Source organism: Spiroplasma endosymbiont of Poecilobothrus nobilitatus, from assembly GCF_964030655.1.
GTDB lineage: Bacteria > Bacillota_I > Bacilli_A > Mycoplasmatales > Mycoplasmataceae > Spiroplasma.
In genome coordinates this window covers 420,034-445,392 of record NZ_OZ034915.1, presented here as the reverse complement: position 1 = coordinate 445,392, position 25,359 = coordinate 420,034, and the positions used below count along the sequence as shown (strand labels likewise).

The following is a 25,359-nucleotide window of genomic DNA, read 5'->3' as shown; positions in this document are numbered from 1 at the left end:
CAATGTTACAAGCAATCAAAAAATTAATTAATACCCTAAATCAAACCAATCTAACTCTTAGTCAATATCAAAATTTTCAGTTATGACTTATTAAAATAAAAGAAACAAAAACAAGATTGACATTAGAAGTTTGAACAAGTAGTGGCAGTGAAGATAGTGAAAATACAATTGCAACAACGATTGAACTTGCGATAACAGATGAAATAGCATTAAACTGATGCTATGAAAGTTTATTATTAGCAGCGCAACAAACTACGGAAAAAGAAATTTTTTGAAAAAAAATTATGCAACAAGCAACCCCACTTTATCAATTAGAACTAAGTAGTAACTTGTACTTGTTAACAAAAGAAGGCATTCATTTTTTTGACGATAAAATTGTTGCATTTGAATTAAACTATTATAATTATAATATATTAATAATTTTATTTGCTTGGCAAAAAATTAATATGGGAATTAATATTAAAAAAAGAACATTAATTAAACCTAACAATTTACCACTAAAAATTAATCAACAATTAAATACATTAAATTTAACAATTTATAAATTATTATTAATTGAAGGAACATTATTTTATCAATATGAAATTGATTGATTATCCAAAATGGGTAAATATATGATTAAATCAGCAACAACAATTTATTATCAACAAGAATTTACAATCAAAACAAATATTTTATCAGAGTTGTTACAGTTAATTGAAATTTGTAATAATCTTAATGACCGAATCTTAGCATATTTCCGGGCATTGTTATTATTAACTCATCAACAGCAACTCTTTACTTATGATAAACATAAGGATTATTGAACATTAACAAAATTAGGGCAAAAGTTATTTTATCAAATTGATTATAAAAATTTTATAATCAAGAATGAAATGATGAAAGTTTATTTACAGAGAGGAATTTAAAAATGAGTAATAACGAAAAAGAAAATGAATTAGTTTATAGTTTAAATGATATTATGTCAGAACGCTTTGGTCGTTATGCCAAATATATTATTCAAGATCGAGCTTTGCCTGATGTTCGTGATGGTTTAAAACCAGTGCAACGCCGCATTTTATTTGCAATGAATGAATTACGATTAACTTTTAATACGAGTTATAAAAAATCGGCACGGATTATCGGAGAAGTAATTGGAAAATATCATCCGCATGGTGATACATCAGTTTATGATGCAATGGTAAGGTTATCGCAAGATTGAAAAGTTCGTTATCCATTAATTGATATGCATGGAAACAATGGTTCAATTGATGGGGACCCGGCGGCTGCGATGCGTTATACTGAAACTCGTTTAAGTGAAATTTCCTCATTTTTATTACAAGATCTTGATAAAAAAACAGTTGCTTTTGCCCCTAATTTTGATGATTCAGAACAAGAACCTGTTGTATTACCAGCTTTATTTCCAAATTTATTAGTTAATGGTTCAACTGGAATTGCTGCTGGATATGCAACAAATATTCCACCACATAATTTACATGAAATTATTAATGCAACAATTAATTTTATTGAAAAACCAGACAGTACGGTTAAGGATTTAGTAAAATATGTTAAAGGACCTGATTTCCCAACGGGGGGGATTATTCAGGGGAAAAGTGGAATTTTAGAGGCATACCAAACAGGAAAAGGCAAAATTATTGTTCGTAGCAAAATTGAGTTTGAAAACAATGCTTTAGTAATTACTGAAATTCCATATGAAGTTGTTAAACAAGACTTAGTTAAAAAGATTGATGATATTAAATATAATGAACTAGGATTAAATATTAAGGAAGTTCGTGATGAAACAGACCGCGAAGGGTTACGAATTGTGATTGAATTAGGTAAACAAGCTAATGTTGAAACAGTACGGAAATTTTTATTAAAAAATACTAATTTACAAATTTCATATAATTTTAATATGGTTGCTATTGCAAATAAACAACCACGACAATTAGGATTAAAGGAAATCTTAACCTACTATGTTGAACATCAACAAGCAGTTATTACTAATCGTTCTCGTTTTGAATTAGCACGAGCACAAAAACGCTCAGAAATTGTTGCTGGATTAATCAAAACAATTAGTATCTTAGATGAAGTAATTGCTGTTATTCGCCATTCAAAAGATCGCAGTGATGCAATTCATAATTTAGGGAAAAAATTTGGTTTTACCCAAATTCAAGCCGAAGCAATTGTCCAGTTACGATTATACCGTTTAACTTCAACGGATATTTTACAATTAAAAGCAGAACAAAAAGAATTAATTGCAACAATTGCTGAATTAAAAGCAATTTTACGTGATATTAATAAATTAAATAGTGTTATTATTCATCAATTAGAATTAATTAAGAAAAAGTTTGTTTCACGTCGTCGTAGTGTGATTGAGAATGAAATTGAAGCAATTGAAATTCAAAAAACAGAAACAATTATTGAAAAAGATTTGAATATTTGAATTTCACGAGATGGGTATTTAAAAGCGTTAGAAAATAATCAATTATCGCGGTTAGCAACTGAAGAATTTAAACGAAAACCAGGTGATTTATGAATTGCTGATTTTCAAGCTAATACTTCTGATAAAATTTTATTAATTACTTCAAAAGGAAATTATGTTATTATTCCGGTTTACAAAATTAAAACTGTTCGGTTACGTGATATTGGTGAACATGTTAATACTATTTCTGAGTTGCCAGGAGAAGAAAAAATTATTAGTGCTTTCTTATTAAATGATTTTAATAAAAAAGAACAATACATTATGTTGGCAACTAAAAATGGAATAATTAAAAAAACAGCTGTTAAAGATTTTGAAGCAACACGAATTAGCAAGGCTCTTAAAGCTATTAATTTAAAAAATGATGATGAAGTTGTTGCTAGTCAATTAGTTGGTGATCATCCATATGTTGTCATAACAACAGCAAACGGTTTTATTGTTAAATATCGTAAAAAACAAATTCCCACATTAGGGCTACGAACAGCAGGGGTAAAATCAATTAATCTACGTGATGATGTAGTTATTAATGCGGGTTATTGTGAATATGATAATTTAGTGTTAATTACTAATCTTAATACTGGGAAAAAAATTGATTTAACAGAAATTCCCACATCAACACGGCCAGTAAAAGGAACACGATTATATAAGTTAAATAAAGATATTAATGAACTTGTCCGATGAACGTTTTTAACAAAAGGGAAATATATTTTACATATGTTAAATCAAAATGATGAAATTGAGGCATTTAATACTGATAAAATGCCTGTTCATAAATTAGTTACTGCTAATCATACGTTAGGCTTTGAAAATATTGTTGATATTGTTATTCCCCATTATTATGATTTAAAACTAATCCCATCAAAAAAGGGATTAGAAAGTAGTAGTGAAGCTGCAAAAAAGCATCCGCTTCATCATAATGAACATGATAATGTGAGCAATATCAAACCCCTAATTGAAGTAACAAAGCCAACGAATAATTCTGCTGTTAATAAGACAGAACCAAATGAAAAAAGTTATAATCAAGAAACAATCACCTCAGAAAATACTAACGATGAAGAAAGTGAAGTCAATGTTAAATTAGCATTAATGATTCCACCAGAAGAAATTTAACAAGTTGAGCAAGTTATTGCAAAAGCAGAACCAATAACAACGCTTGACTATCATTCAAACAGTAAAAAAACTATTAACAAAAACATTGTGGGTAAACCACGCGGAGAAAAAATGCGCCAGAAAAATAAAAATATAAAAGAGACAAAAAAGAAAGTTCGAAAATAACAACAAAGTAAACGACAATTAGAGCAAACCTTAACAAATGTGGAAACTAGTACAATAGTATCTCCACTTGAACAAGAACCATCTCCATTATTTGTTCGCAAAACCTTTGGAAAAGCGGTCACAACAGTGGAAACTCTTCTTAAAAATAGACAACAACAAATTAATTTTGAGTTTAATAATAGCGAAAAAGATAAACCAAAAGATAAGTCTATTATAAAAGAAAAATCACGAACAAAATGATTAAAAGAAATTGAACAAGCTCCAGCTGGAACAATTAAGGTTGGATTAAGAAATGTTTCTTCAAATAATCATGAACAAACAATGCAAAAAGTTGATTTTAAACAAATTAAAAATAAAAGTGTAACGAAAGCTAAATTTAAAAAAGATTTAGCAATTGATGAAACAAAAGAATTACAATTAACTATTCATGATATTTTAGATAAAAGTAAAAAATATATTAAAAATCAGTCAATTTTGACTGATTTTTAATATATAATTTTAGTGATTAAAGATAAAAACACGAAGAGCGAATAAAAAATGACTAATTTGGGAACAGACTTTTTAGTTAAATGTACTAATATTAATAAATTTTATCGAAAACAACATGTCTTAAAAAATGTCAGTTTAACTGTACAAAAAGGGGATCGAATTGGAGTTGTTGGACCAAATGGAACGGGGAAAAAACAACTCTATGTGAAATTTTAGCCCAATTACGTCGTGTTTACAATGGCGGCAGTGAAAAACAAGTTGGAATTCGGATTGGGATGCAATTGCAAGAATCTAAATATCCTCGTGGCATTACTGGTTATGATATTTTAAATTTGTATTTAAAAGCTTATAATTTATTAATTCCACCAAAAAAAATTTATCAACTTTTATTAAATTTACAAATTGAAAAAATTATGAACAAGGATATTTCAAAATTATCTGGCGGATAACAACAAAAGATTAATATTTTATTAGCATTAATTGTTGATCCAGATTTGATTATTCTTGATGAATTAGCAACTGGCTCAGATTTAGAAATTAAAGATAAAATATATGAAATTTTAAGTATTTTTTTAGCAAATGAAAATAAAGCATTATTATTAATTTCCCATAATATGGAATAAATTGAGAAGTTTTGTGATACTTTAATTTTTATGGTTGCAGGATAAATTACAAAATTAACAAAAGTAGTTGATGTTGTTGCCGAATATGGCAGTGTTGAAGCTTTTGTCAAAGATCAATTTAAAGAATATCAAATTGGCGCTTATAAACAGGGCTATAGAACAGGAACAATCGAACATGACAAATAAGCGAAAAACTGAGCAAAATACATCGATAAAAATAAAAAATAGTTGATTAGTTAATGAAAAAGTTAATTTATCAGCCCTATATCGTTTTTTTCTAAGTTATTTACGACGTCAAAAAATGGTTTTAATTCTTTCCGTTGTACTAATTACAATTGCAATTCTTTGCCAAGCAATTTTTGTTAACTACCGCCAAGGGCCGAATGTTATGGCACTATCATTGGGGTTACTTTTATTGCAACGGGGGCAAGTGTTGCTGTATATATCTTAATGGGCTTTTTAATTGATTTAAAAATGTCTGTTGTCTATAAACACATTGGATTATTAGGAATCAAACCATTAGGCTTTGTTTTAATTGTTTACGCTTATTGTTTTACCTTAGTATTAATTGCTGATTTCCTAGTTTTAATTACTAGTTTCATTATTAATGTGGTGTTAAAGATTAATTTTGCTGTTGCGTATAATTTAATTGTTCTTTTGTTTTTCATTATTTCAATTTTTATTACTGCTTTTGCGATTGCTTTAATGATTATTGCTGTTATCTTAATTAATTTGCGAACAATGCAATCAATAGTAACTACCATTTTAACAATTTTATTTGTGTCGGAGGTTCATTCTTATTTGCAGCTTTCATTCCGGCTTTATTTGGTGCACACTATAAAGAAGCAATTTTATCAATCAAGTGCTTAAGTATTGGTTGCGGCGTTATGTTGGGTTCAGTTGTTTTAACTGGTCTCTTAATATGACTAATTGTTCGAATTTTTCGTTGAGATAATTAAAAAAATGCGGAAAGAGGCGAAAATAATTGGCAAATTTAAATTATTTTGCTATGATATATTTGTTGTAAAATTCGGGAAGAATAGGATTTAAGCAGAAAAGAGGAGTAAATAAATGCGCGAAGGAATAATTTTACGTTGTGAGCAATGTAAGGAAGAAAACTACATTGCAAAACGTGGCAAAAAGAAACAACAGGACAAATTAGAAGTGAAAAAATATTGTTCAAAATGTAACCAACATACTTTACATAAAGAAAAAAAATAATTCATCCTAATGAGTTATTTTTTTAAAATTATTTTCATCAAAGATTAGACTTAACATCTGTTTGGATTAACAGGTTTTATGTTATAATTAAGGTAAAGTAGATAACAATACTTTCATATCGGTTTTTTTGATTATTTTAAAATAGCAAAAAAAATGTTAAGGGAAGGAAGAACGAATGATTCGAAAAGTTACAATTATTGATCAAGACCAAATTAATCAGTTAAGACAAAAAATAATTAAGAAAATTAGTCTTGATGATTATAATCTTTTAAAACAAGAAGCTATTTTACAGTATTTTCAGAATAATAATTTTTATAAAAAATTAGAAACCGAAATAGGATATGTAATTAGTTTTGAAAATAAAATTTTAGGTTATGGTGTGCTTTATCATCCCCAACAAAATCAAATCACTGATTTATATGTTGACCCTTAATATCTAGGGTGATATTTTGGTAAAAAATTGCTAAAACAGTTAGAATTAGAAGCACAAACAAACGGTTTTTTAGATATTACTGTTTATGCCTTTTTACCAGCTGTTGCTTTTTTAAAAAGCATCATTATATTACAATTAAGAAAAATGTTAATATCTATTCACAACAAGAAGTTTTAACCTATTTTATGAAAAAATATTTTAATTTTGTAGAAAACTCTTGATGAAATAAAAAAAATCATCAATATGATAACTTTAAAAGAAAATTATATAAACTTTTAATATTGTTATTTAACTTTTTTATACGTTAAAATATAATACCGATGATTATTGGTTTGGCGTTAAACCTTTATGCTGGTATTTTCATTTTCAGTGATTTAAATAATTTTGAATGTTCGTGAAACCTAAGCCATGATAATGAATTAAGGATTCTTTAAGATTTGATTGTAATTTACTAATTTTATTTAACTTCCGATAACTAGCATCAGGATTTGTACTAGTTTTAGTTGCTAATAAAATAGAATTTGTTTGTTTTGCTACTAATAAATATAATGGTTGCATGTCAGAAATAATAATTGAATTTTCTTTGATTAATTGTTTATTAATATTTTCAATAATTCACTGTTTTTGTAATCGTTTTGTGTTGGTTTATTTAACATAAATATTATTATTGCTATCAACATCCATTTGAATACAACATTTATTGTTGGTTGAAAATGAATAAAGATTAATTTTTCTTTTATCAAATTTATCTTTAAAATTACCTTTGTGGATTTCTTTAATAAATGTTTCATCGATTTGAATTCGGCCATTTAACGTTTTAAATTTTAATTGGGTGTTTTCTAATTGTTTTGATTTCATTATTTTTAGCGATTATATCAAGCGGTTTTCGGTGATGTTTTAATAAAGTGGGAAATCATTTTACTAGATTTGCCTAATAATGAAATTTGAATCAATAAATTTCACTGTTCATAATTTAAATGACTTCAATACGTAAAATGATCACGAAAAGCATCAAAACTAGCACGACATTTTTTGCATAAATATTTTTGTTTTCCTTCAGGATTATGACCATTTTTAACACAATAAAAATATTGACAATTAGGACATTTAATACCTTTATCCCTAAGTTTTTGATCAATTTCATTTAAGCGTTTTTGTTTTTTAATTAATTCTGCTTCTTTTTTGACTTTTTCATGAAATTCTAAAAATTGATCATCTGTTAAACTATTTATTAATTCTTCAATTATTTTTTCCATTAATTATTCACCTCTTATATTAAAAATATACCTAATTTTAGGTATATTTTATAAATATCAAGAGTTTTCTACAAAATTAAAGAAAAAATATTTTTAATTTAATAGAAAAAAATGTATAATATATCCAATAAAAGGAATGGTGGATAATGTTGAACAAATTAAATTTAGATCCAAAAGCGTTAAAAACTTTTAAATTTTTAAATTCACTAAAATTAAATTTTATTTCAATTGAACGAATTTTAAAAATAAAAACATAATTAACTTTTGCTCAAAAAAACAATTTTAAATTTAATGCGACAACAATATAATATTAAGATTAAAGTAAATTATAATGCACGTCCAATAAGTCAAACCCAGCATCAAAACTAGCACTTAGTTTAAAAAAATAAAAAAATTAAAAAAGATACAAAAAACATTCTCGGCAAATGACATTAAAAAATAAAAAAAGACAATAGGTAACAAACATTTATCAAAAGCGGCCTTTTTTATTCAAGGTAATTTATTAGAATTAACAAAGCAAAGGATTAATTTAATTGCGTAATGCTTCAAACAATTACAACCGAATGGGGCAAGGTGTTGTAAAATGACGAAATCCTTATTATTCAATGTTTGGCATTAATCAAACGAATCTTGTTAAGCGCCATAAAAATTTATAATTTAAGTAAAATTAAAATCAGAAATATTATTTCTGATTTTAATTTTTTATTTACATCTTAAATAAAAATAAATAACTTTATTTTCAAAAAAAGTTCATGATTAAGAAGCAAAAATAACTTTTTTAAAATAATATTTTTAAGGTATAATAATTAACAACACAGTAAAATAGAAAGGTCATTAGTGATGGAAGAATACATATCCCAGAATAATAGCAACTTAGAAACTAATTTAAAAACTAATTTTGAAACGGGCTTAACTTCAGAAGAAGTAATTGTTCGGCAAAAACAATATGGAAAAAATGAATTACCAAAAAGTAAAGTAACACCATGATATGTTATTTTTGGCAAAGCCTTAATTGAACCAATCCAATTAATTTTAATTGCAGCAGCTGTAATTTCAGTAATTGCGCCAATGATTGGAAATAATTGACAAATTAAGGGGGAATATTTTATTGATTTTTCAGTAATTGCAGCAATTGTTATCCTTGATGCAATTCTAGAAACAATCCAAACAGTAAAAGCGCGGAAATCAATGGCCGCTTTAAAATCTTTATCAAAACCAAAAGCGGTAGTAATTCGAAATGATTATCAGCAAGAAATTCCAGCCAATGAATTAACAGTTGGTGATATTGTTATTTTAGAAGCAGGGAAATATGTTCCAGCGGAACTACGCATTATTGAACAATCTGATGTATTTATTGATGAAGCAATTTTAACGGGGGAAAGTGTTCCTGTTCATAAAACAGCTTACCCAATTGAACCAACAACAATTTTGGCAGAAATGAAAAATATTACTTTTATGTCAACTTTTATTACGGCTGGGCGAGCAGTTGGCGTAGTTATTAAGGTTGGTCAACAAACAGAAATTGGAAAAATTGCAACAACAATTAATGAAACAGAAGAAACTGCTACAAATTTAGAAAAAAAACTAACAAAGTTTTCGTATTGAATTGCAGGCTTAAGTTTTATTATTGCTATTGTTATTTTTTTAGCATTATACTTTAATGGTAATAAAAGTGGATGAACTAATTATTTAATGGTAGCAATTACTTTAGCAATTGGGGTGATTCCAGAATCATTAGCAGCAGTTGTTTCTATTACTTTATCATTTTCAACCAAACGAATGGCAAAACAAAATGTGATTGTCAAAAAACTTGCTAGTATGGAAACATTAGGAAGTGTCAATGTTATTTGTACTGATAAAACAGGGACTTTAACACAAAATAAAATGACAGTTAAAAAAGTAATGATGAATAATGCTGTAATTAATGCTGAAGAATATATCAATAGTAGTCTTGATCAGAACCAAGATTTATTTTTAAAAGCATTAGTTTTATGTAACGATAGTGTTACTGAAGATAAAGAACGAATTGGTGATCCAACAGAATTAGCATTAGTTGATTATGCTGAATTATTTGCATATGATGAGCAAGATTCGCGTGATAAATGAGAACGAATTGATGAAGTACCTTTTGATTCTGAACGGAAATTAATGTCAACTTTAAATGTTATTGAAGGTGTTAGTACAACTTTTACAAAAGGAGCATTGGATAGTTTATTAGAACGCTGTAATCGCATTATAATTCAGAATGAAATTTTAACATTAACAAAAAAAGATAAAGCATTGTTGTTAAAGTTAGCAGATGATTTATCAGCGCAAGCATTGCGGGTATTAGCTTTTGCTTATAATACTAACTTTGATGATGAACAAAACCCAGAGTCGTTAGAAAAAAATTTAATTTTTTTAGGAGCCGTTGGAATGATTGACCCTGTTCGTCAATCTGCTATTGAAGCAGTAAAAAAAGCACATGCTGCTGGAATTAAAGTTGTTATGATTACTGGTGATCATGCAACAACTGCCCTAGCAATTGCAAAGGAATTAGACTTAGCTTATTCAGAATATGAAGTAATTTCTTCGGAGCAGTTAAATGCAATTAGAGATGAGCAATTAATTCGAATTGTTGATAATATTAAAGTATTTGCACGAGTTAATCCTGAACATAAAGTTCGGATTGTTAATATTTTACAGCAGAAAGATTATCTTGTTTCAATGACAGGAGATGGGGTTAATGATGCTCCAAGTTTAGTAAAAGCTGATATTGGGGTAGCAATGGGAATTACCGGAACGGATGTTGCAAAACAAGCAGCTGATGTTATTTTAACGGATGATAATTTTGAAACAATTATTAAAGGGGTTAATGAAGGCCGTAATGTTTATCAAAAAATCCGCCGGGCAATTACTTTTGTGATTGGGGTTAATTTAGCAAATGTTTTATCAATTTTTATTTTATCCTTAATTAACCATTTTTCGCCAGTAGAAGCAACTGATATTTTATGAATGAATTTAGTTATTGAATCAATTTTAGCAATTTGTATTGGAATGGCTGATAATGATGATACATTAATGACAATTAAACCAGCGCAAGGGAAGAATCCCTTATTTCGGAATATTTGAGGACCAATGATTCGCATTATAATTTTAACAACAAGTGTTTGTGTTGGTGCTTATTATTTTGGAATGAGCTTTGTTCCAACCCAAGCATACGAAGCCTATGGTTATCAAACAGTTTTTGATTTTTTGCGAAGTAGTGATCCTAATATTACGATTGAAATGAAATTGCAAATTTCTGATTTTGGACGAACAGGGATTTTTATTGCTTTAACTTGTGCACCAAGTATGTTTATTAATACTGTTACTTTAACAAATTGAAAAATAAAACAACGTTTTACTCCAATTATTAATCGACCATTAATTTATGCCGCAATAGGAGCAGTTTTATTAAATATTGTTATTTTGTTTATTCCTTGAATTAATAATAAAGCATTAAACTTAAATGATTTAGAAGTTTATAATTTAAATAATTGATATTTTATTCCTTCTTGTTTAGCAATGGCAATGATTCCTGTAACAATTATTGTGATAACTGATGCTTGTCATTTTTGATTACATCATGGGTTAAAACAACATTTACAAAAACTTGGTAAAATTAAAATAAGAAAGTTATAAAGGAATAATTGTGTTAGAAATAATTTTTAGTAAATATTATATTGAGCAATTAAGTTGTTAAAAGCACCCCCATGCTTTTTTTATTCAATATAATGATAGGTATCTTATTGAAGGAAGGTGGAACATTAATGAAAAAGTTATTAACGCTTTTTAGTTCTTTTGTGTTAGTAAGTGGTAGCGCTTTGACGATGGCTAGTTGTACCGCGCACAACCAAAGCATGACTGTGAAGTAGATGATGACTTAGATGTTAATCAAGATCTTGACATTTTAAATCATATCAAAAAGGAAGTAAACCAAGCTTTAAATGCATGATGGCAAACAAAGGCAACAATTGATATTAATGATTATCCAGATCAAGTATCATTTTTTACAGAGTTAGTTGATGAGTTAAAAAAAGAGAATGATAGTTTAACTTTAACAGGAAAAGAAATTAGTTCATATCGTGTTTTAAAAAAATTGTTTGTTGGTTTTAAAGCAGAGTTTGATAATTTGAATCAAAGTTTACGAGATCGCTATTCAAATTATTATGTTGATACAATACCGTTGTTTTTAATGGAGGATGATATTTCATTTACTTTATATAATATTAATTTTTATAACATCGCAAAGTTATTAGAAGTTACTTCGGAAGTGGTATTGGGAATTACAGTGCGGGTTGATATTTATTATGAAGTGAGATTTAAAGGATTGCAAGCGCGGGATAACATTGAAACTATCGTAGTTATAACTAATGATTTAGATGCTTTAAGTAATATTCAAGATAAATTAGAAGCATATTTTATTAAATTTATTGATGAGATTTTTAAAGGTCGTATAAAGAAAATAAGAGTTTTAGAAAAATAAAAAAATACCTTTTTAATTTATTGAACTAAATAACATTTAAAAATAAAATGTAGTATACCACACACATTTTGGAGATTTCAAGAAAATAATAAAATATATAATTTAAAATATAAAACATTGTATAGGCTACAATTATTAGGACCATAATTATATAGACTTCAAAATTAGATAAAATTATTAAGAAAGAAGGAATATAAAAATGGGAAATAAAACTTCATACTCTGAAGAATTTAAAAAACAAATTGTCATGCTATATAAAAATGGTAAAAGTGTTATTGATATAAAGCAAGAATATAATTTACCAAAACCAACTATTTATAGTTGAGTTAAAAATTATAATAATTCTGGTTAATTTAAAGAAAAAGACAATCGCACACTAGAAGAAAATGAAATAATAACTTTACGAAAAGAACTTAAAGACTTGAAAATGGAAAATGACATTTTAAAGCAAGCCGCACTGATAATCGCCAAAAAATAACAATAATTAATAACAACAAAACAAAATATTCAGTAAGAAAAATATGTAAGATTTTGGGTTTATCAAAATCAACGTATTATTATCAAACTATGGAATGGCAACACTTTTTAGGACACTTTTTATATAGACATTTGTTTTCTAAAAGTAACTGGAGATAAATAATTTAAACTGCCATTAATTCGAATATTGTTATATCAATGCACAAAATCAAAAAGTTCGTATTTTAATTGTGTTAAATTTTTAAATTTTTTACCCTTAATAAATTCATTTTTAAAAGTTTTGTAAGTTGTTTCAGCCACAGCATTATCATAAGGGCAGCCTTTATTGCTTAATGATATTTTAATATTAAAAGTTATTAAAATTTCATCAATGATTTTATTTTTAAACTCATTACCACGATCAGTATGAAATAGAGTTATTTGATTTAATGGTCGTGTTATTTTATGAAAAGCTTGTTGGATCAGTTCGTCTGTTTTATTCGGCCCAGCACTATAACCAATTATTTCACGATTAAACAAGTCAATTAATAAACAAATATAATGTCATTTAGCGCCAACTTGAACATATGTTAAATCACTAACAATAACTTCATTAGGTTTTTTGTTGTTAAATTGACGATTTAAAATATTATTAATTTGGTCATTATTGACTGTTGTTTTATGATTATGATATTTTAATTTGGTGTATTTAGAAACCAAATTATTTTTGATCATAAAGAATCTGATTTTTAGCCGCGATAAGATGATATCTTTTCTGTTTAAAATAACTTTAATTTTGCGAGCCCCATAAATTTTGCGACCTTTATTAAAGGCACTGATAATTTCTTGTTCATAATTATTAACTTGCTTGTTAATACATTTATTAGTTTGATAATAATACGTTGATTTTGATAAACCCAAAATCTTACATATTTTTCTTACTGAATATTTTGTTTTGTTGTTATTAATTATTGTTATTTTTTGGCGATTATCAGTGCGGCTTGCTTTAAAATGTCATTTTCCATTTTCAAGTCTTTAAGTTCTTTTCGTAAAGTTATTATTTCATTTTCTTCTAGTGTGCGATTGTCTTTTTCTTTAAATTAACCAGAATTATTATAATTTTTAACTCAACTATAAATAGTTGGTTTTGGTAAATTATATTCTTGCTTTATATCAATAACACTTTTACCATTTTTATATAGCATGACAATTTGTTTTTTAAATTCTTCAGAGTATGAAGTTTTATTTCCCATTTTTATATTCCTTCTTTCTTAATAATTTTATCTAATTTTGAAGTCTATATAATTATGGTCCTAATAATTGTAGCCTATCCAACATGTTATTAAATAGTTAAAATAAAAATAATATTATTCAAAGATTTTAACTTAGTTTATTATTTTATCTTTCAACAGTATTTTCTTCTACTGCATCATTTTCATTTTATGTGATATTTTTATACACATCGCTAACTTTTGTTGAATCTAACTTTGGAACTGTAATAATTGTTTCTTTTCTTAATTCTGGAACTGGTTTTGCTGGTGGTAAATAATCATAGATTGGTTCATTTTTAGAAGATGGAATATTATCATAAATTGGTTCATCATTTAATTTAATCGGGATTTCATAGCCATCTTCATCTTTAGTACTATCATATTATGTATCATGTACGATGAAGCGGCAAAAAACAACTCTTGTTAAATAAAAGGGTTGTTTTTTTATTTATAAAACCAAATTATTTATTGTTTCAGAGAAAGGACAGCATCTTAAATTCTTAAAATAGAAACTTTTTATCACAACTTTTGTTAACTTTTTAAAAGTTGTATTACATATTTATTAAATATTTTAGAAATCTTTACAAAGTGTACCTGTTTTTTCTCCAATTTTAATGTGTTGTCCTTTCTCTGTTTCAGTTAATTAATTTGCTAATAAATAAAAAATAATTTCAAAGAAAGGAGATAGTAATAGCAATTAATAAACAACAAAAAATATGTGATGTTAATGATTGTTATAAATCAATATCATTTATTACCGATAAATTTGTATCAAATAAAGTTTTATGAACTTGTAAAAAACATAAAAATTTATTAAATCATACAAAAAATAAAAATCAAAAACAATTTTATCAGAAACTTGAAAATTCAAAAATTATCTTTGATTATAAAACTGGTTCTTTTAAACTTTGATTTTATAAAACAACTTAATACAGAGTGGGGCGGTTATTTTAAATAACTAAGTGCTTTCCATAAGAACATGAGTTTATACTCATTCCCACAGCCGGCCGAGGCAAGTACTGAAATAGTGTATGAGGAAAAATGTAAATCGGCGCTGGTTATGTTAAATAACTAAGCGATAGTCGTGATAAGTGCAAGGTCAACATCAAACGACAATAAAAAAAGAGATGATCACTTTATAAATAAATTTGCGATAGATATTACTTCTTAGAAGTGACAGCGGTTTAAAAACCACAAAGTCAGCATTAGGCTCTTCAAGATGCAAGTGAATTTATTTTAAAAACTGAACGCTTTGACCTGAAATGGTGCGGATGAAGAGAGAGAATTCTCTGGATCCAAAAGGAAAAAACAACTGTCGATTATTAAATAATATACCGCCACCGCTCACCTTCAAAGTGAAGCGGATGGCGTAGTAAATAAATAGATAAATATTTATATAACTAATTATCGCTTTGGCACTTTCATTTGGGAATTAGTGCCAGCGAGTTAAAAATAGGAGGAATTGAAAAATGACAGAATATAAAAGTTTGTATATTAATAAAACTTGAAATGAAATAACAACATCATTTGATTGAATTAATTGTCAATCTGTTAATTGTCGTATTTCACATCATAAAAAGCATTATGATTTGCAATGTTTAGAATGAGCAAAAATGTACTTAAATTTATTTAAAGATAAATGAGATGTTATTGCTTCATATATGCAATATTACAAAATTAACGATATTTTAGATTTAGCATCAGATGGATGAAAAATCTTACAAATTGACCAAAAAATCAAAGGAATAATTTAGGGAGGTTTATATAAAAAAGTTAAATAAAATTTATCTTAAACAAAAATATTGAGGATATTGTTTTCATAAAGAATGCAATATAAAAAACAAATTAAATGAATTAATTATTAGAAGTTATACAGTATCACAAGATGATATTACTGATGAACATTGAACATTAAATATTAAAAAGAATTAGGGGAAGCAAATTATGAACAAAAGATACTTATTAGTAATTAAAAGTAAATATGGTGATTTTAAAACAGACTGCTTTTATACATTAGAAGAAGCAAAAATTACTGCTGATATTGAAAATCAACAAGAATGATTAACAACAATTATTGATTTAGAAAATACAAATATTAAATGAAAAGGATGTGAATAAAATGTGAAAAGATGAAAATGGTTATGTTTATACTGAAGAAGACTTATTTAACATGGCATTAGAAGAATGTTATTCAGAAGAAAGTGCTTATGACTATATTGATAATTTAATTAATGAAATGGAATTAGAGGAAATTTAATTATGGAAGACTTAAAATTAAATAATGAAGTTAAAAATATTACTTATCCGTTTTATTTAAAAGGAAATGATTTTAAAGAATTAAGTTTAAAAGCATTAACAATTAAAAAATGAATTGATGAAAATGGGCAAGAATTAGCAGAATTTATATATCGACAACAAAATTGATTAATAAATGGAGAATATAAATCACAATCACTAAAAGATTTAAAATTAGTAGTTTCAAAAATTGATTATGTTTTTAGAGAACCATTAGAATTAATAAAAATTTTTAAAGATGAATTAAATTTTATTAGAAAAGATATTTTAAATTTAGAAAATAATATTAAGAATAATCATGATTCTTTAAAAAATAGTGTCATTAATATTCAATTTCAAAAACAAAATGAAATTATTGAAACTCATAAAAAAGAACAATTTTTAGAAATTAAAATTGTAGCAAAACAAGAGCAAGAATTAAAAATTATTACTAGTAATTTTCGTAAAGATAAATTATTAATTAAAGATATTGAAGTTATTGGTATTAATGATGATTTTTTACAAAATGCTGATAAATTAGAACTTATTAATCTTATTAAAAACTATTTAATTGTTGATGAACAAATTGTTAAAAATGAAATTAAAGAACAATGAGATAGTAATAAAGATATTAATTTAATTGGTATTAAAGGTATTAATTTTAAAATAAATAAAGGAGAAAAATAATATGGCAAATATAGTAGAATTTTTAAGAACAGATAAGGCAAATGATTGAATAAAAAGTAAATTTTCAAATGAAAATGAAATTGCAAGATTTAAAAGTAATATTGTAGCAATATCAAATAGTAATGAATTACTACAAAAAGCAGACCCAAAAACTATAATGACTGCTTGTTATCAAGGTGTTTTATTAAACTTACCTATGGAAAGACAATTTGGTTATGCTTATGTTGTTCCATATAACACTAAAATAACAAGAAATATTAATGGTCGCGAAATACAAGAATGAATTAATCAAGCTCAATTTCAAATGGGTTATAAAGGTTATATTCAATTAGCACAAAGAAGTGGTCAATATTTAGATATGTCAGTATCAGATGTTAGAACTGGTGAATTAGTAAATTATGATCGATTAAAAGGAACTAGTTTTAATTGAATACAAGATTAAGATGAAAGAGAAAAATTACCAATTATAGGTTATGTATCTTATTTTAAAATGGTTAATGGTTTTGAAAAAACATTATATATGACAAAAGAACAAATGGAAAATCATTTTATGAAATACTCTAAAACTTATGCTAAAAATAAATCATTTTATATTGCTAGTTTTGATGAAATGGCATTAAAAACTGTATTAACATCATTATTAAGAAAATGAGGTATTATGTCTGTTGAATTACAACAAGCATATAAATCAGACCAAGCAGTTATTACAACTAATGATGAAAAGATTTATATTGATAATGATAGTAATATAAACATAAATAAGAGTCAAATTAGCAACGAAAATATATCAAATAATAATTTACAACATGAATCAAGTGAAGAATTGACAGATAATAATGTAGTAAAAGAAGAAGATATATCAAATGTAGTACCAACAGTTAACAATGATGAGGAATGAGCGACTTGATAAAAATAGGTATTGACCCATCAGGAACTGGTACTACGGGTATTGTTATTTACAAAGATAATAAATTATTTGATAAATTTGAATTTACTAATAATTTATGAACAAAACAATTTGATTTTATAAAAGATATATTATGCAAATATTCTGATGTTTTTAGTATTGTAAACATTGAAAATTGTTTATATACAAATGCTAATGGTTCAAAAGATAGAGATGATTTATTAAGATTATTAGGTTCTATTGAAATTAAAAAGAAACATTATAGCATTATTAATTGAGTATCTAATTGAGTATCACCAAAACATACTAAATCAGTTGTTAAAAATATAGAAAATTTAAGTAAATATAATGATAGTTGTATATGAGAATATGAAAAAGATAATAATTTAACTTATGAATATGGTAAGGGTTGAAAATATAATAATGAGAAAATAAGTAATCATTTACGAGATGCCATTATTATTGCTAATTATGAGGGTTAATATTATGAAACATTCATTTAATCAAAAAACAGGAAAATATTATTCTAAATTAATTCGTAATGTTAATATTTACTTAAATGAAAATGAAGAAAAAGTTTGAAATGAATTTAATGACTTTACTTATTCACAACGAATAGAACATCTTATTAATTTTTATATAAAACACAATAAATAAAAATAAAAAATAACCTTAATTGGTTATTTTTTTAAATACTATTTGTTAGTTGTCTAATAGCATCTTTTTGTGCTTGTTTTTTATCGTTTACTTTAACTTGTTTTTTAACATTTTTAATTTGACATGTTTTTAATGCTAATTCTGTTGCATAATCAGGTCCGCGTAAATGTTTTTCATGAGCAATAACAGCAGTTCTTAATTCTCTAATTTCTGCTTTATATTTTTTAATTTTTTTAGCAGATAAGCCTAGAATACCAAGACTACCCATTCCACCAGCACCTGCTAAAACAAGTAAAGCAATCATTAATGTTTCATTCATTTTCTTTAATTCCTTTCTTATCCTTACTCAAACAGTGGCCATCTATCCTTTCAGAACAAAATAATTTATAAATTAAACTATATAACCACCCAAAAATATCAGCCACCCCTAATATATAGTTTATTTTAAATTTAATTCTTTGTTATTTTCTTCTGTTATACCATCTAATTTGTTTCATTGTTTAGCTATTCGTGGTTGAATGACACGCGGATTAATCCGACAATCTAAACAATGTCTTAAATGGTCTTTTTTTCATTTTGATTTATCAATTCAAATAATAATTAAAGAAATTATTAAAGTAATTAAAGGTAATATTGTAAATACTAATCCCATTTTAGATATTTTTAATCGTGGTATATCAATTTTCATATCTACTTTTGGTTTACTACTAGCAACAAATATGCCTTGAATTCCATGCGTAAATAAAGGTGTTAATAAAATAGCAATTCCATTACCTCAATATTGACCATAATTATATCAATCAATTTTATTCTTAATACCATCAATCATCCCATATTCTAGCCAACCATTAATTAATAAAAATAATATTGTATAAAAACCAACAACTCAACTACGAATTTTATATTTTCTTTCTCATTCTATAATATCTTTATGAGTTCAATTATAAGTTGGAATAGGGTCTTTTTTAAATCAATTTCAAGGTAAGGCACCCTTTAATCAAGTTGTTTTATCTTGTTTCATTAATTAAAAATCCCTTTCTAAATTACTCTTTTTCTTTCAACGTGTAGACCAGTAATTGTTCCGTCCGTCCCACCTGTGTGTATATCAAAAATTCCGTCATCGTCTAATTCTACACGATGAGAAAATTTATTTTCTAAATCAAATGATCCAACAGTTATTTTTCCTATAAAATTTTTGTATGTTGATAAATAATAATTATTTTTCATACTTGTTTTAATTCAAATATTGTATTTATAATTTTCTTTATCTCAATCTTGTATTTGATAATCATACCTTGTTTTATCTAAATCACTAGTATCAACAATTTCTCAATCTGAAATATTTGTTTTTCAAACACCGTTTTCTTCATAAATAGTATCATTATCAAATGGAACTATTAATTTAATATATTCGTTATAATCAATTTTAGAAAAATCATCAATAGTTGGATAAGTAATATTTATTGAATTATCTGTTTGTAATCGTTCTTTTAAACAAAATAATAATGTTGGATAAAAAGTTTTTTTACTAATATGTTTATATTCTTCTTCTCGTGGATTAGCATAATTATCTAAACTATAATTATAAGGTCTAGATACTGTTTTACTAGATATAATATCAATTATTTCACCTGCTAATTTTAAAGCATTTTTAACATCTCTGGTAATATTTTCATTTGCTTCAGGGTCATTGGTTTGTGAATATGCTACACCACCTTGTGAAAATGAAGCACTACCAGTTAAATCATTAACTCCTTTTGGTAAATATCAATTCATAACTGCTAATAAACAAGCAGATTGAATATAACTTAATCATTTATCATATTCAATTAAACCAGTATTATCTTTTTTTACTCAGGGAAATAAATTTTTTTTATTAATTTTATCGGAAATTGTCCCCCCTGATAATCTATCCATTCATAAACTAGTTTTTAAAATAGCATTATAAATTAAATTATCATTATAAGCAGATTGTTTTCTATCATTAATAGGTTGTCAAAGTTTACTTTCTTTAACATCTTCAACTGTTATAAATAACAAATTACTTAAATTATTTTCCATATAAAACACCTCTTAATTGATTACGATATTTATTTTTTAAATTACTTGGCTTATAACTATTAACTCTTGTTTTTGTTTTCTTAATTGTTTTAATAGTTTGATTAGTTTTGTAAAACATATTTTTAACTGGTGTTTTATATAAATTCTTAATATTTTTAACATCACTTTTTCGCTCTCGATACCATTTTTTATTATTAATTTCACCAGCAAAATTAAAATTAAAATGTCCAATTTTTAAATTATTAATAAACTTTTTAATTTGATTTAATTTTTGAACTGTTGGTAATGTTAATTTAGTAGTTCCTTTTGGGTATTTTTCTTTTAATGCTTGTGGTAATCGTTTTTTAATATAATTTCTTAAATGACTAGGTAATCATTTTCTTAATCAATAACGCCAAAATAAAGTTCCTGCATTAGATACAGCATTACTTAATAATTTTCAAATTTCAACTGGAACACTAGGATAAACATAAGGTCCATAAAACTTAGGGTGTTTTGCTGTTTTTGTATATATTAAAATAGTTAAATTACCTGTTAAAGTTAACTTATTTGTAATATTAAACATACCACTATCAAGTCAACTACTATTTAAAGGCTGTCAATTAGTATTTAGATAATTTTCATTTTTAAATTGTTCTCTATTTTTAATATTATTATCTTTTTTTAATTGACTTAATATTTGTTGTATTTCTTTTTTATGACCTTTTTTAATTAAATCTACATAAGTAAATGGATTTAATCACTGATAAATATCTTCAACTTTATTTGTAATTTTATTATATTTATCAGTAATATAATTAATTGGCTTTAATACTTTATTTTTAACTTGATTAACTTTATTAATTAAATTTACAAATTTGCTTATTACTACTTTATTTTCTAAATTTCCTACTAGTAAAGTTAAAACTCGTAATATTAATAAATTCATTTTTTATTAAGAATTTTTAATTACAATATCAATAGGATTTGTTTGACCAGTAGCGTTGTTTTTACCTTCAATTTGAACTGCAACTGTTTTATCATTTGTAATATCAATCGGTCAGTCTTCACCTTTACTTTCAATAAAGTAATCATAATCATTTTCAGTTAAAGAATTATTTATTGCTTTAACTGCTTTTAAAACAACATTTTTAAATTGTGGTTTTAATTGCTCGGCTGTTGTTTGCGTTTGAGTATCAACATGAATAGTTGGTTTATCTATTCTATTAATTTTACTGATATTAATTTTACTGGGAGTTGATAATTGAATTTCATAATCAACTGGTACTCTAAATGTTTTATTAAGGTTGCTTTTAGCAGTATTAATTTCATCTTGTGTTGGTTGTTTTTCTAAAATAATCTTACATGTTTTTGGATATAAAATAGTTGGTGTTGCATATTGTACTTTACCAATTCATTTAGGGTTAGCAGTATCATTATCTAAAACTTGTTGAATAGTATCCATATTAATTGGATATGCTCATACTTGTTTATTAATAATTAAACCATTTACATTAGTAAAATTATAACCTTTATCACGATTAACTTGTCCTTTTGTATATGTTTTTTCTAAATGAAAACTTTTTGATACAGGAATACCCATTGCGGTATTTTCATATAATTCACCATTAACCATCGCTTTTAATTGTGCTTGTGAACCAATTACTTTTAAATAAGCAGGTGTTAATCCTAAATATGATCTTCGACCTAAAACCATAAACATTTTATCTGTTGGTAAACCAAAATATAAATTACTAATTTGATTTGTTAATTCAATCAAAGTTTCATTTAATGTAAAGAATGCTTTATTTGCATCATCTGCATTTTCGGCTGTATAACTACGAAATGGAATTACTTCATATTGACTATCTGCTAAACAATAATCATAAATAGCCTGAATTAATTCACATTCTAAATTAACAAATTTATTCTGTACTACACTAGAAATAGCATCAGCAATAACACCATTTTTAATATTTTGTTCTATTAATGCTAAATCAAAAGCCTCATTCATTAATTTTAAATTAAATCTTTTATCAATAGGAACTGGAATTCTTGTTAATCCCATTGTTTGAGTTGTCCCACCATTTGGTAAAGTATAATCATTTTGCCATACCACACGATGAGTTAAATTATATAATGCTTGCCCAGCATTAGGTAATCAAGCAACTTGTTCTGCTGTTGCTGTTGCATATTGCATAATACTTGCATATTCATTATATAAAGGTCCACGCAATAAAGCATTAACCATATCAACATAGGCTTTTTGCCCTGTTGTATTACCTTGTAATGTAAAAGGTACTTGTGGCAAATTAATTGTTGCCATAATATTCACTCCTTATTATCTAAGGTTTTTAAGTGTGAAATCAGATATCTTTTTAATTTCTTCCGGAGTATATGCTCCCTTTTCTTTAATAATTTCAATTTCATCATTTTTATTTTCAGTAGACTTTTCAATCATATCTTTAATAAAATTAGTTGGTGAAACCGATGGTTGTTCTTGTGCAAACAAATCAGGTTTTAATTCTTTTAAAGTTTGCATTTTTTCAGATAAAGAATTACCACTAACTTTATTTAAATTAGTTTTAATATCTTCAATTTTATTAGATGGAACATTTTTAAATGCTTTTAATTAATCTAATTCATTAGATAATTTAATAAAGTCTTCTTTTGATATAACATCTTCGCGTTTTTGCACACTTTCTCTAATTTGCTTTGCTTCATTATTAAACTGATTTAAGATATTTTCTGCAATCTCTTCATTTAAACCTTGTTCGATTAATTCTTCTTTTGTAAGTGCCATTTTATAAACCTCTCTTTTTTTATTCTTGTCCGATTAACAAGTCAGCATAAACTCTTTTTTACGGAAAAAGATTAAACCTGTAAATTAATTATATATCAATAGTTTATAAATACAATATATTTTGTATATAAATACTAAACTTAATATATTTTATTGCTAATTTAACCATTAAAATGCTTAATAATGGTTATTTTAAAAGATAAAATTTTTGAGATAATTGATAATTTTGCTTGTATATATATATAATGCAGGTAGATCTTGATAAAAAGCTTCAAGATTAAGAAACGGAGAAAAACAAGTATGAAAAAATTACTTAGTTTATTAAGTGTATTAACAATTAGTGGAACTGCTGTCCCAACAACAATTGCCGCTAGTAGTTATAAAAAAGAAGAAACATTAAATAGTGATAATAATTATCAACAAACAAATAATTTATAAAATTTAAAAAGAAATAAAAGAATCACAAATGAAAAAATGTCAGATGCTTCTGCTTTAATAATGTTTTGAGATATTTTATGAAGTACTTTAAGTTGTGAACAAAGGTTTAATTTATTAAAAAATAGATTAAAAAATAGATTGCAAAAGTATCCTGAAAATAAACATAACGCAATAGTAGAACAGTGATGAAAAGATTTAACTGATGGTGAAAAATATATGATAATAGAAAATGTTTTATTAAGTTGAAATGTAAATAATAGAAGTAAAAGAAGCACACAATACTATTATTATCCTGCATATCCAACATATACATATCCAACATATACATATCCAACATATACATATCCAACATATCATCAACAACCTCAAGCAGTAGTGGAGAATCCAGCAAAACGTGTATATCCCAATGAAGGAAATATGCATAGATATTATGATTTGTTTCGTAAAAGATACGGAATGACAGATGAAGAAGCTAGAGAATCAACCAATAGACAATATAATAATTTATGAATTACTGAAGCTACAAATCCTATAAGTAAAATACTTGATAAAGTTGAAGATACTATTGATGGAAAAAAATTAGTTAGAAATGAAGCAGTAGGAGCTATTTTAGCCGGATTAGTAAGTTTAAAAGATTCTAAAATAGGAAAAGATACTTTAGCAGCTGCTGGTTTAGGTGCTTTGACCGGTATTACAGAATCTGTAGTTGAAGATTACTTTTCTGATAATTCTGAGTCAAGAAAAATGGAGCAACATTCTATTTCTAGAAAACAAGGACAAACAAACCCAAACTATGAACATAATTGAGAAAATCAACAACAAAAAACATATCAAATTTATGAAAATGAAAACAGACAATCAGATGTAGAAAATATATATGACAAAATTGACAAAATTAATTTAAACAAACAATTTACTTTTAAGTCATATCCAATAGATTCACAAACAAGTAGAATAGAAATATCTTCTTCATCAAATGTGGGCGATTTATATTCAAGATTATAATTTATTATATCAATTAAATGTTAAAAAAATAGTAGTTTTATTTAAAATACTACTTAAAATGGAAATAAAATTAATTTCCATTTTTAATTAAATTACAATTCTTTTTAAAAAAAGAAAGGAATTTATAAAAATGAAAAAAACATTAAGTATTTTAGGAACAATCACTTTAATTGGAACAAGTACAACCAGTTTAGTTGCTTGTAATAAACCACAAGAATACACCCCCGAAGAATTAGCAAAATTAAAAAAAGAAAACCAAATAAATACTACTAACCAAGAAATCAGAGACAATTTAGAATGAATAGCACCACAAGAAAAACCATTTAATACAGTTGACAATAAATGATATTACATAATATATAAGGATAATTCTAATAATATAAAATTATCAAAAAGAATAAATAATAATCCAGATGTTAATATTAAATTGCCCTGGTCTAATTTATGAATAAAAGTTTATCGTTGAAATGGTGAAGAACAAAATTTACCTGACTTAATTGTTGATAATGATGGTAATGTAAAAGTTAAGGAAGAATAAAAAAAGAGATTTTAAAAG

General features: G+C 25.7%; 32 protein-coding genes and 2 pseudogenes. 23 read left to right on the top strand and 11 right to left on the bottom strand.

Annotated features, from left to right (window positions below; genetic code table 4):
* Positions 1-116 precede the first annotated feature (116 nt).
* The 10 genes from AAHM76_RS02585 to AAHM76_RS02540 all read left to right on the top strand — a co-directional run bounded on the left by AAHM76_RS02585 (position 117) and on the right by AAHM76_RS02540 (position 6,502).
* Positions 117-908 (top strand): hypothetical protein, encoded by a 792-nt coding sequence (locus tag AAHM76_RS02585; protein WP_342256547.1) that lies wholly within the window; start codon positions 117-119, stop codon positions 906-908.
* A gap of 2 nt (positions 909-910) precedes the next feature.
* On the top strand, positions 911-3,571 hold the full coding sequence (gene parC / locus AAHM76_RS02580; RefSeq protein WP_342256546.1) for a DNA topoisomerase IV subunit A: 2,661 nt from the start codon (positions 911-913) through the stop codon (positions 3,569-3,571).
* Positions 3,572-3,775: 204 nt separating this feature from the next.
* A complete protein-coding gene (locus AAHM76_RS02575; protein WP_342256545.1) occupies positions 3,776-4,225 on the top strand; it encodes a hypothetical protein in 450 nt (149 codons plus the stop codon).
* A 48-nt stretch (positions 4,226-4,273) separates the two neighbouring features.
* A complete protein-coding gene (locus AAHM76_RS02570; RefSeq protein ID WP_342256544.1) occupies positions 4,274-4,441 on the top strand; it encodes a hypothetical protein in 168 nt (55 codons plus the stop codon).
* Between the two features lie 59 nt (positions 4,442-4,500).
* On the top strand, positions 4,501-4,674 hold the full coding sequence (locus AAHM76_RS02565) for a hypothetical protein (RefSeq protein ID WP_342256543.1): 174 nt from the start codon (positions 4,501-4,503) through the stop codon (positions 4,672-4,674).
* Between the two features lie 45 nt (positions 4,675-4,719).
* A complete protein-coding gene (locus AAHM76_RS02560; protein ID WP_342256542.1) occupies positions 4,720-4,848 on the top strand; it encodes a hypothetical protein in 129 nt (42 codons plus the stop codon).
* A gap of 175 nt (positions 4,849-5,023) precedes the next feature.
* A complete protein-coding gene (locus tag AAHM76_RS02555) occupies positions 5,024-5,299 on the top strand; it encodes a hypothetical protein (RefSeq protein WP_342256541.1) in 276 nt (91 codons plus the stop codon).
* Positions 5,299-5,718 (top strand): hypothetical protein, encoded by a 420-nt coding sequence (locus AAHM76_RS02550; protein ID WP_342256540.1) that lies wholly within the window; start codon positions 5,299-5,301, stop codon positions 5,716-5,718. The genes AAHM76_RS02555 and AAHM76_RS02550 overlap by 1 nt, the downstream gene beginning before the upstream one ends.
* A 201-nt stretch (positions 5,719-5,919) precedes the next feature.
* On the top strand, positions 5,920-6,069 hold the full coding sequence (gene rpmG, locus AAHM76_RS02545) for a 50S ribosomal protein L33 (protein WP_342256539.1): 150 nt from the start codon (positions 5,920-5,922) through the stop codon (positions 6,067-6,069).
* Positions 6,070-6,244: 175 nt separating this feature from the next.
* The gene (locus AAHM76_RS02540) at positions 6,245-6,502 is read left to right on the top strand and encodes a hypothetical protein (RefSeq protein WP_342256538.1); all 258 of its coding nucleotides are present in this window, start codon (positions 6,245-6,247) and stop codon (positions 6,500-6,502) included.
* 324 nt (positions 6,503-6,826) lie between these two features.
* On the opposite strand, the gene AAHM76_RS02535 is transcribed toward AAHM76_RS02540, so the two are convergent.
* The 3 genes from AAHM76_RS02535 to AAHM76_RS02525 form a co-directional block, all read right to left on the bottom strand.
* Entirely contained in the window at positions 6,827-7,060 is a 234-nt protein-coding gene (locus AAHM76_RS02535) for a hypothetical protein (RefSeq protein ID WP_342256537.1), read from the bottom strand.
* A gap of 87 nt (positions 7,061-7,147) precedes the next feature.
* On the bottom strand, positions 7,148-7,360 hold the full coding sequence (locus AAHM76_RS02530; RefSeq protein ID WP_342256536.1) for a hypothetical protein: 213 nt from the start codon (positions 7,358-7,360) through the stop codon (positions 7,148-7,150).
* Between the two features lie 5 nt (positions 7,361-7,365).
* Positions 7,366-7,758: an IS1/IS1595 family N-terminal zinc-binding domain-containing protein gene (locus AAHM76_RS02525; RefSeq protein WP_342256535.1), complete on the bottom strand. Its 393-nt coding sequence runs from the start codon at positions 7,756-7,758 to the stop codon at positions 7,366-7,368.
* An 840-nt stretch (positions 7,759-8,598) separates the two neighbouring features.
* Here AAHM76_RS02525 and AAHM76_RS02520 point away from each other — a divergent pair.
* The 3 genes from AAHM76_RS02520 (at position 8,599) to AAHM76_RS02510 (ending at position 12,617) form a co-directional block, all read left to right on the top strand.
* The gene (locus AAHM76_RS02520) at positions 8,599-11,421 is read left to right on the top strand and encodes a cation-translocating P-type ATPase (RefSeq protein ID WP_342256534.1); all 2,823 of its coding nucleotides are present in this window, start codon (positions 8,599-8,601) and stop codon (positions 11,419-11,421) included.
* A gap of 196 nt (positions 11,422-11,617) precedes the next feature.
* Positions 11,618-12,265: a hypothetical protein gene (locus tag AAHM76_RS02515; RefSeq protein WP_342256533.1), complete on the top strand. Its 648-nt coding sequence runs from the start codon at positions 11,618-11,620 to the stop codon at positions 12,263-12,265.
* 199 nt (positions 12,266-12,464) lie between these two features.
* Positions 12,465-12,617, top strand: a complete 153-nt coding sequence (locus tag AAHM76_RS02510) for a transposase (protein ID WP_342256532.1) — start codon at positions 12,465-12,467, stop codon at positions 12,615-12,617.
* A 245-nt stretch (positions 12,618-12,862) separates the two neighbouring features.
* Here the strand turns inward: AAHM76_RS02510 and AAHM76_RS02505 are convergent.
* Positions 12,863-13,974 (bottom strand): annotated as a pseudogene (locus tag AAHM76_RS02505) (IS3 family transposase).
* 1,487 nt (positions 13,975-15,461) lie between these two features.
* Between AAHM76_RS02505 and AAHM76_RS02500 the strand changes: the two are divergent.
* From AAHM76_RS02500 to AAHM76_RS02470, 7 genes and pseudogenes are all read left to right on the top strand, one after another.
* Positions 15,462-15,746, top strand: coding sequence for a hypothetical protein (locus AAHM76_RS02500; RefSeq protein WP_342256531.1), 285 nt, complete (start codon positions 15,462-15,464; stop codon positions 15,744-15,746).
* Positions 15,747-15,936: 190 nt separating this feature from the next.
* Positions 15,937-16,110: a hypothetical protein gene (locus AAHM76_RS02495; RefSeq protein WP_342256530.1), complete on the top strand. Its 174-nt coding sequence runs from the start codon at positions 15,937-15,939 to the stop codon at positions 16,108-16,110.
* A gap of 1 nt (position 16,111) precedes the next feature.
* Positions 16,112-16,249, top strand: a complete 138-nt coding sequence (locus AAHM76_RS02490) for a hypothetical protein (protein ID WP_342256529.1) — start codon at positions 16,112-16,114, stop codon at positions 16,247-16,249.
* A gap of 2 nt (positions 16,250-16,251) precedes the next feature.
* Positions 16,252-16,953, top strand: a complete 702-nt coding sequence (locus AAHM76_RS02485) for a hypothetical protein (protein WP_342256528.1) — start codon at positions 16,252-16,254, stop codon at positions 16,951-16,953.
* A 1-nt stretch (position 16,954) separates the two neighbouring features.
* Positions 16,955-17,863: pseudogene (locus AAHM76_RS02480) on the top strand (recombinase RecT).
* Positions 17,857-18,342, top strand: a complete 486-nt coding sequence (locus AAHM76_RS02475; RefSeq protein WP_342256276.1) for a hypothetical protein — start codon at positions 17,857-17,859, stop codon at positions 18,340-18,342. The pseudogene AAHM76_RS02480 and the gene AAHM76_RS02475 overlap by 7 nt, the downstream one beginning before the upstream one ends.
* A gap of 4 nt (positions 18,343-18,346) precedes the next feature.
* The gene (locus tag AAHM76_RS02470; protein ID WP_342256275.1) at positions 18,347-18,517 is read left to right on the top strand and encodes a hypothetical protein; all 171 of its coding nucleotides are present in this window, start codon (positions 18,347-18,349) and stop codon (positions 18,515-18,517) included.
* 31 nt (positions 18,518-18,548) lie between these two features.
* Here AAHM76_RS02470 and AAHM76_RS02465 read toward each other — a convergent pair whose 3' ends face one another.
* From AAHM76_RS02465 to AAHM76_RS02435, 7 genes are all read right to left on the bottom strand, one after another.
* The gene (locus tag AAHM76_RS02465; protein WP_342256527.1) at positions 18,549-18,836 is read right to left on the bottom strand and encodes a hypothetical protein; all 288 of its coding nucleotides are present in this window, start codon (positions 18,834-18,836) and stop codon (positions 18,549-18,551) included.
* 120 nt (positions 18,837-18,956) lie between these two features.
* Positions 18,957-19,538 carry a hypothetical protein gene (locus AAHM76_RS02460; protein WP_342256526.1) on the bottom strand — a complete coding sequence of 194 codons (582 nt, stop codon included), beginning with the start codon at positions 19,536-19,538 and terminating at the stop codon, positions 18,957-18,959.
* 17 nt (positions 19,539-19,555) lie between these two features.
* The gene (locus AAHM76_RS02455; protein WP_342256525.1) at positions 19,556-20,578 is read right to left on the bottom strand and encodes a hypothetical protein; all 1,023 of its coding nucleotides are present in this window, start codon (positions 20,576-20,578) and stop codon (positions 19,556-19,558) included.
* Entirely contained in the window at positions 20,568-21,506 is a 939-nt protein-coding gene (locus AAHM76_RS02450) for a hypothetical protein (RefSeq protein ID WP_342256524.1), read from the bottom strand. Before AAHM76_RS02450 ends, AAHM76_RS02455 begins: the two co-directional genes overlap by 11 nt.
* A 6-nt stretch (positions 21,507-21,512) precedes the next feature.
* Positions 21,513-22,883, bottom strand: a complete 1,371-nt coding sequence (locus AAHM76_RS02445; RefSeq protein ID WP_342256523.1) for a hypothetical protein — start codon at positions 22,881-22,883, stop codon at positions 21,513-21,515.
* A gap of 15 nt (positions 22,884-22,898) precedes the next feature.
* On the bottom strand, positions 22,899-23,099 hold the full coding sequence (locus tag AAHM76_RS02440) for a hypothetical protein (RefSeq protein WP_342256522.1): 201 nt from the start codon (positions 23,097-23,099) through the stop codon (positions 22,899-22,901).
* A gap of 90 nt (positions 23,100-23,189) precedes the next feature.
* Positions 23,190-23,360, bottom strand: a complete 171-nt coding sequence (locus AAHM76_RS02435) for a hypothetical protein (protein WP_342256521.1) — start codon at positions 23,358-23,360, stop codon at positions 23,190-23,192.
* Positions 23,361-23,660: 300 nt separating this feature from the next.
* Between AAHM76_RS02435 and AAHM76_RS02430 the strand changes: the two genes are divergently transcribed.
* The 3 genes from AAHM76_RS02430 (at position 23,661) to AAHM76_RS02420 (ending at position 25,341) form a co-directional block, all read left to right on the top strand.
* On the top strand, positions 23,661-23,798 hold the full coding sequence (locus tag AAHM76_RS02430; RefSeq protein ID WP_342256520.1) for a hypothetical protein: 138 nt from the start codon (positions 23,661-23,663) through the stop codon (positions 23,796-23,798).
* Between the two features lie 36 nt (positions 23,799-23,834).
* Positions 23,835-24,803: a hypothetical protein gene (locus tag AAHM76_RS02425; protein ID WP_342256519.1), complete on the top strand. Its 969-nt coding sequence runs from the start codon at positions 23,835-23,837 to the stop codon at positions 24,801-24,803.
* A 130-nt stretch (positions 24,804-24,933) separates the two neighbouring features.
* Positions 24,934-25,341, top strand: a complete 408-nt coding sequence (locus AAHM76_RS02420; protein ID WP_342256518.1) for a lipoprotein — start codon at positions 24,934-24,936, stop codon at positions 25,339-25,341.
* Positions 25,342-25,359: the final 18 nt, after the last annotated feature.